Source organism: Streptomyces yerevanensis (genome assembly GCF_000716805.1).
Taxonomy (GTDB): domain Bacteria; phylum Actinomycetota; class Actinomycetes; order Streptomycetales; family Streptomycetaceae; genus Streptomyces; species Streptomyces flaveus.
The window spans coordinates 1-6,848 of record NZ_JNWJ01000132.1 but is presented as its reverse complement, the minus strand read 5'-3'; the positions used below and the strand labels follow the sequence as shown (position 1 = coordinate 6,848).

Here is a 6,848-nt window from a genome sequence, read left to right as displayed (position 1 = left end):
GAAACGATAACGGCGATCAGCGCAAACCCGATATTGTCCCGTGACACCCGTCACGGAAGCGGCACAGCGCCGGCGCGTGGCCGGTCAGGAGGCCAGCGCCTCAGCCCCACGGGCCGAGCGGGCGGCCGGCAGGCGGTCGGCGGCTTCGCCGGGTACGGCGGAGCCGACTCGCGCGGATCGTCCCGCAGCGCGAGACCGTAGGCGGCCTCCAGCAGCCCATTGACCTTCCCCTCCGGTGAAGCCCCAGCATCGAGGACGGAACGAGGAACGGCCAGGGCAGAGGCCCAGGGAGAAGGGGGAACCGTGGGCATGCTGACGATCGGCGCCTTCGCGAAGGCGTCCCGGCTGTCGCCGAAGGCGCTCCGGCTGTACGACGAGCTGGAGTTGCTGCGGCCCGCCCGGGTGGACCCGGAGACCGGTTACCGGTACTACGCGGTGGAGCAGCTGGAGCAGGCACGGCTCGTGGCGTGGTTACGGCGGCTGGGCATGCCGCTGGCCCGGATCCGGCAGGTGTGCGCGCTGGACGAGCCGGCCGCGGCCCGTGAGATCCGGGCGTACTGGGCGCGGGTCGAGGCCGAGACGGCGACGCGCCGGGACCTGGCGGCGTTCCTCGTGGACCACCTTTCCCAAGCGTCCGAGGAGGACACCGTCATGCTGGAACTCCGTTACGCCGCCCTCTCCGACACCGGCCTGGTCCGGCCCGCGAACCAGGACACCGCCTACGCCGGCACCCGCGTCCTCGCCGTGGCCGACGGCTTCGGGTCCGGCGGGGCGCCCGCGAGCACAGCCGCCGTGGAGGCGTTGAAGGTCCTGGACAGCGAGACGCTCCCCGCGGGCAGCGTGCTGAACCTGCTGGAGGACGCGGTGCAGGGGGCGACGCGGGCGGTACGGGACATCGCGGCGACCGACGAGGAGGTGGGGACGACCCTCACGGCGATGCTCTGGACGGGCTCGCAGCTCGCCCTGGTACACATCGGCGACTCGCGCGCGTACCTGCTCCGGGACGGCGAGCTCTTCCGGATCACCCACGACCACACGCTCGTCCAGTCGATGGTCGACGAGGGCCGGCTGACGGTGGAGGAGGCTGCGGCCCATCCCCAACGGGCCCTGCTCCTCAAGGGTTTGACCGGCGGCGCGTCTGTCCCGGCACCGGACATGCGCCTTCAGGACGCCCGGCCCGGCGACCGTTTTCTGCTGTGCTCCGACGGACTGTACGGGACCCTGACGGAAACGGACATCGAGCGGACCCTGGCGTCGGTCCCCAACCCCGAGGAGGCCGTACACACGCTCGTCGCCGGGGCGAACGACGCGGGCGGGCCGGACAACGTGAGCTGTGTGGTCGCCGATGTGGTGGAAGCAAGGGCTTAGCTTGACTCTGTCGGGGATCTTGGAGTTTCGCGGTGCGGCAGCATGATCAGCGGGCAGGCTCGGGGCTGTTACGAGTACCGATGAAGTCGTCGAGGTGTCCGTTGTCGCTCCGTCCCCGTTCCGGTGAGCAAGTCCCGTCTCTGACCGCGCAGATCGCGCGGGCGAGCAACCCGGACGGTACGACGGCGATATGGGTGCGGGACCGGTTGGACGGGCTGTGGTACGACGAGGACTTCGCCGACTGGTATCCGCGCGACGGACGCCCCGGCCTCTCGCCCGCCCAGCTGGCCACCGTCTGCGTGCTGCAGTTCCTGCTGGATCTGTCGGACCGCCAAGCGGCCGAGGCGGTCCGCTGCCGCATCGACTTCAAGTACGCGATGGCCCTGGAGCTGGACGATCCCGGCTTCCACCACAGCGTGCTGGCCGACTTCCGCGACCGTCTCACCGAGGGCGACCGCGCCGACCGCCTCCTCGACCTCGCCCTGGCCCGGCTCAAGGAGGCCGGGCTGGTGCGCGAGCGCACCACGCAGCGCACCGACTCCACCTACATCCTGGCCGCGGTGCGCGACCTGACCCGGCTGGAACTGGTCACCGAGGCCGTCCGTGCCGTGCTGGAGGAAGTGGCCCGCACCGCTTCGCACCTGCTGGACGGCCTGGTCGATGAGGACTGGGGGCGCCGCTACGGCCGTCCGGTCCGCCTGGGCAAGAACCCCACCCGCCCCAAGACCCGGATCCTCGCCACCGGCAACGACGCCTGCCGGCTCCTGGAACACCTCTACCAGCACGGGGCGGACCGAGCATGCGGCCCCCGCGTCCAAGCCCTGCGCCAGATCATGGTGCAGAACTACTACCGCGACACCGCGGGCCGCCTGCTCTGGCGCACCGACGAGGACGGCGGGCCCGGGCTGCCGCCCGCGTCCCGGGCGATCGTCTCTCCCTACGACACCTCGGCCCGCTACGCACGCCACGAACACATCATCAGCTGGAAAGGGTTCTCCGCTCACCTGACCGAGACCTGTGCCCCCGACGCCCCCAACGTGATCACGGACGTGGCCACCACCGCGGCCACCACCCACGACAGCCAGGTCCTGCCCGGCATCCACACCCGCCTGCACCGCCGCGGCCTGCTGCCCGCCGAGCACCTCGTCGACAGCGGCTACACCTCCCTGGTCCACCTGGACCAGGCCGCCCGACAGCACGAGGTCACCGTCACCGGACCACTGCCGGGCAACCCCACCCGGCAGCACCGCCACGGCGAGGGTTTCGGCCGGGACGACTTCCACATCGACTTCGACCGCCAGCAGGTGACCTGCCCCCAGGGCCAGGTCAGCCGGGGCTGGCACGGCCCCTACCCGACCTCCTCGCCCACCGCGGCCCCGCTGATCGTGGCCCGGTTCACCAAGGGCCAGTGCCGGCCCTGCCCGGCCCGCATCCGCTGCACCACCACCGCCGACAGCGCCCGCAACGTCGGCTTTCCCCCACGAGAACTCCGCGACCTGCAACTCCGCGTCCGAACCGAGCAGCAGACGCCCGAGGGGAAGATCCGCTACGCGGTGCGCTCCGGAGTGGAAGGCACGGTCAACGAGTTCGTCCACGGCCACGGCATGCGCCGCTGCCGCTACCGAGGACAGCCGAAAGCACACCTGCAACACGTACTCACGGCCATCGCCGTGAACATCGAACGACTCAGCAGCCGGCCAGCGACCGAGGAAATCTCTTCACCGAGACCACCGACCGCCTTCCAGACCTTCCTGGACCAGCAGGGGATCCCCCGCCCAAAGTCCTGGCGCACCCTCGGCACCTGACCTCGGCAACTCCAAGATCCCCGACAGAGTCAAGCTGAGCGCGATGAACCGACAAATGGGGCCAGAAGGAGATGCGCCTCATTTGAGGAGCACTAGATAGCCCGGTTCCACGCCGTCACTCGTGGTGATGGCTGGGCCGGAGGTGACCCAGATGCTGGTCGGCTGTTGTCCTGTCGGGATCTGGAAGACCCCGTGTGCCGGTCCCCGGCTGCCCGGGTTGCGCCCGAAGGTCGGTCCCGTCTGTCCTTTACCGGCGTAGTACTGCGCGTAGTCCAAGGCGTAGTCGGCGTCCTCGCTCGACGGGGTGTATCGGGTGTCGCCGACGTTTAGGCTCACCGATCCGTCGGCGTTCCAGACCGCCTCGCTCTTGCCGGCGTTCAGCGCGTCTATGGCCACGACGCAGAACTGTTTGCCGGTCTCAGGTGTGGGAGTGGGCGTGGGCGAGCCGACCGACTCGGCTGCATGGGCCATGACGGCGGGGTCCAGCGGCTTGCCGCAGGTCACGCTGCGTACGGTGAACTGCCACCGGTCTGGATCGTCGGCGGGGTCGTTGCTGTACACGACCGTCACGGTGAACGGCTCGCCTGTCCGTACCGTGCCGAGCACCTCCGCCCCCGGCGGCGCTCCGACCGTGGGGGCGACGGGGGCTGTGGGAGTGTTTGGGGCTGTGGTTTCTTTCGTGGAAGCCTGGTCAGAGTTGTCGGAACAGGCGGCCATGACCACGAGCAATACAGCCGCAGCGGCGGTGCGGGACACCCTGAGACGCGCGTCCATACCCTCATGCTCACGCCGTTGCCACCAGAGCGCACACCCACAGCTGAACGATCAGAGCCTGCCGCCCGTCGCTACCTGACCTGCGCCAACGCGCATCCACCCGCAGGTTTTGCCCACCAGCTGGTGGTGGACTCCGCGGTGGGGCCCGCCACTTCTTGTTGACCCTGACGTACCGCTCGGCGCGGGCTACTTGCGCCGGTCCGGCCGCTCCCACAGGGAGTGGGGGAAATCCTTGGCGAACCGGTCGCGGACTGCGGCGGCCCCCGGTGAGGTTGGCCAGGAGGTCCTCGACGAATACCTCGACCGCGTGCTGTCGTCGGAGCAGGCCCGCTGACAAGCGCTGCGCCCGCCGTACGTGCGCGCGTTCAGGGTTCCCACACCTCTGGCCCGCCTTCGTGCCACTCGATCAACTCCGACTCGGCGACATCCAGTGCGTCCCAGCCGGCCAGGCCGGCGTGCTAGGAACACGGTGAGGTCGTGGAGGCTGTACGCGGTGCCAAGGATCCGATCGTCGATGCGCACCCTGCGGCCGCCAGTTTCCGACGGCGGGTAGACGATCACGCGGCGCTCGGACATGGCACCAGCCTCACCCGCGCCGGATAACCGCGCATCCCAGCCGGACGCCGGTTTCTGACTTCGCTTCCCAGGTCCGGGATATGGGAGCGGACTGGCTCTCCGCGTCGGCAACTGCGTGGGCGTCTCGGAGAGGTGCACCGGCTCCGGCAGGGCGCGCGTCGTCGCGGAAGGAGATCACGCACGTTCATCGCCTGCGGTGACGCCGGGCGGATGCCGGAAGTGCGACGGCTTCCGCCCGGTGCACGATGACGTTGAAGGCGCCATGTGATCGCTCGGTATGGCCTTCCAGCAGGACGGCCGGGGCCTCGAGCAGCAGGTGCCGGTGGTGCTCCCACACAGGGGGGCGAGAAGACCAGGTTGATCATGCCGGTTTCGTCTTCGAGTGCGCCGAAGGCGACGCCGTTGGCAGTGGGCGGGCGTTGCAGGTACTTGGCGAGTCCGCCGAGCCGTACCCGGGTCTGGTCGGCCAGGGCGCGTACCGCGGCCGCGGGCAGGGCGCCTTGTCGTTCCAAGTAGGCGCGGACGTGCTCGATGGGGTGGGTGGTGGCGCTGGCGCCGGTGGTGGCCAGGTCGGCGGCGGTCTGTTCGGCCGGGGTCATGGCGGGCAGGTCGGGGGCGGGCGCGAGGGCGCCGAGCCCGGGCAGGCAGGGCTGGTGGCTGCGGGGGAAGGCGCCGGCCGTCCACAGGGTGGTGCGGCGGTGGTCGCCGAAGCTGTCGAATGCCCCGGCTGCGGCGAGGTGTTCCATCAGCCGGGCGGGCAGGCGGGTGCGGCGGGCGATGTCCTCCAGATTCTGGAAGGGCTGCTCGGTGCGGGCGGCGATGATCGTGCGGGCGGTGTCCATGCTGAGGCCGGTGACGCTGGTCAGGCCACGCCGGATGGCGGGCTGCCCGACAGGGCTGTCCGGATCGGGGACGAGGATCGCGTGGACGCCGGAGGCCTGGATGTCGACGCCGTGCACGGTGATGCCGCGGCGTTTCGCGTCCTGGATCAGGGTCTGGGAGTCGTAGAAGCCCATGGGCAGATTGGCCATGATCCCGGCGAGGAGCGCGGCCGGGTAGTGGTGTTTGATCCAGGCGCTGGCGTAGATGATGCCGGCCATGGACTGGGCGTGGCTTTGCGGGAAGCCGTAGTCGGAAAACGCCTCGATCATGCCGGTGATCTGCTCGGGGGACGGTGCCGTAGTCGGCGTCGGATCTGGTCTCCAGGCGCTGTACCGCCACGGCGAGTGAACGGCACAGGGGCTGTGCGGTGTTGAGGGGACTGCCGACGACGCTGGTGCCGGCGGCGATGCCGGAGTGCAGGATCGCCATGGTGCGGGCGATCATCGCCCGGGGGGGTGTACCAGTGGGCGTCGCCCTGGCGGGGCGGCCGGGACAGGAGGCTGGTCCAGTCGTCACTGCTGAGGGTGTGGTTTTCCAGGCGGGCCAGGCAGGCTGCCTGGATGGCCCAGTGTTCGGCGTCGCGGAGTTCACCGCGCTGCAGGTGCATCAGGTACAGGCACAGCGCCGCGGTGCTGCTGCCGGCGCTGGCGGGCTCGACCCGGCAGGACTGGGCCAGCAGAGCGATGTGGTCGGCGGCTCTCGAGTCGCGGATCACCAGGGTGGACAGGTCCCGCAGATCGCGGCCGGCCTGCTCGTGCTGGGCGGTGCCCAGCGGGTCGCGTACCCGGGCAGTGCCGTCCTGGAGCCGGGGCTTGACCTGCTGGGCGGAGGACTCCAGCAGCAGCGCGCTGCGCCACCAGGTGTCGGCCACCTCGCGTTCGATCCGCCGGCGGGAAGCTGTGGTGTCTTCGTCGTCGTAGGTGTCCTGCAGGATCTCGGCCCCGGCCAGGAGTTCGTCGAGGCTGCGCGGTGTCATGGCTGGTTCACTCCTCGCGGCGGACGAGAAGCAGCTGAGCAAGACCATCGCCCGCTACGGGCGCGTCGATCTTTTGTGCATTGATGAGCTGGGCTACATGGAACTCGACCGCCATGGCGCCGAGTTGATGTTCCAGGTGCTGACCGAACGGGAGGAGAACAAGGCCATCGCCATCGCCTCCAACGAATCCTTCGGCGGCTGGACCAAGACCTTCACCGATCCCAGGCTCTGCACCGCGATCGTCGACCGGCTCACCTTCAACGGCACGATCATCGAGACCGGCACCGACTCCTACCGACTCGCCCACACCCGGAGCAAGGCCGGGCAGTCAGCCGATACCTGACCGCAGGGGGCACCGACGGAATCCACTGCTGCGCCACGAGGCGCCTTGTCATATTCCCAGTTCAGCTGGGAGGAACTTGGAGGATGTTTCTGGGCCTAATGGCTTACCTCGATCCGAAAGGTGA

At 69.7% G+C, this 6,848-nt stretch carries 5 protein-coding genes and 1 pseudogene; 3 read left to right on the top strand and 3 right to left on the bottom strand.

The features are described from left to right. Nucleotides 1-309: 309 nt before the first annotated feature. Together OP79_RS47990 and OP79_RS47985 are read left to right on the top strand one after the other, a co-directional pair. Nucleotides 310-1,368, top strand: a complete 1,059-nt coding sequence (locus OP79_RS47990; protein WP_211271019.1) for a MerR family transcriptional regulator — start codon at nucleotides 310-312, stop codon at nucleotides 1,366-1,368. A gap of 101 nt (nucleotides 1,369-1,469) precedes the next feature. Further along, nucleotides 1,470-3,173 carry an IS1182 family transposase gene (locus OP79_RS47985; RefSeq protein WP_245685739.1) on the top strand — a complete coding sequence of 568 codons (1,704 nt, stop codon included), beginning with the start codon at nucleotides 1,470-1,472 and terminating at the stop codon, nucleotides 3,171-3,173. A 78-nt stretch (nucleotides 3,174-3,251) separates the two neighbouring features. Here OP79_RS47985 and OP79_RS47980 read toward each other — a convergent pair whose 3' ends face one another. The 3 genes from OP79_RS47980 to OP79_RS47970 all read right to left on the bottom strand — a co-directional run bounded on the left by OP79_RS47980 (nucleotide 3,252) and on the right by OP79_RS47970 (nucleotide 6,381). Next, the gene (locus OP79_RS47980) at nucleotides 3,252-3,734 is read right to left on the bottom strand and encodes a hypothetical protein (RefSeq protein ID WP_245685738.1); all 483 of its coding nucleotides are present in this window, start codon (nucleotides 3,732-3,734) and stop codon (nucleotides 3,252-3,254) included. A gap of 770 nt (nucleotides 3,735-4,504) precedes the next feature. Continuing rightward, nucleotides 4,505-5,674: a helix-hairpin-helix domain-containing protein gene (locus tag OP79_RS47975; protein WP_033329540.1), complete on the bottom strand. Its 1,170-nt coding sequence runs from the start codon at nucleotides 5,672-5,674 to the stop codon at nucleotides 4,505-4,507. Then, nucleotides 5,671-6,381 (bottom strand): hypothetical protein, encoded by a 711-nt coding sequence (locus OP79_RS47970; protein ID WP_033329539.1) that lies wholly within the window; start codon nucleotides 6,379-6,381, stop codon nucleotides 5,671-5,673. The genes OP79_RS47975 and OP79_RS47970 overlap by 4 nt, the downstream gene beginning before the upstream one ends. 10 nt (nucleotides 6,382-6,391) lie before the next feature. Here OP79_RS47970 and OP79_RS47965 point away from each other — a divergent pair. Next, a pseudogene (locus OP79_RS47965) lies at nucleotides 6,392-6,724 on the top strand (ATP-binding protein); the annotation flags it as partial. Nucleotides 6,725-6,848: the final 124 nt, after the last annotated feature.

Excerpts from the sequence above, each read along its gene's own strand:
- OP79_RS47990 (WP_211271019.1), top strand. The coding sequence starts at position 310 with ATGCTGACGATCGGCGCCTTCGCGAAGGCGTCCCGGCTGTCGCCGAAG.
- OP79_RS47975 (WP_033329540.1), bottom strand. The coding sequence starts at position 5,674 with ATGATCGAGGCGTTTTCCGACTACGGCTTCCCGCAAAGCCACGCCCAG.
- OP79_RS47970 (WP_033329539.1), bottom strand. The coding sequence starts at position 6,381 with ATGACACCGCGCAGCCTCGACGAACTCCTGGCCGGGGCCGAGATCCTG.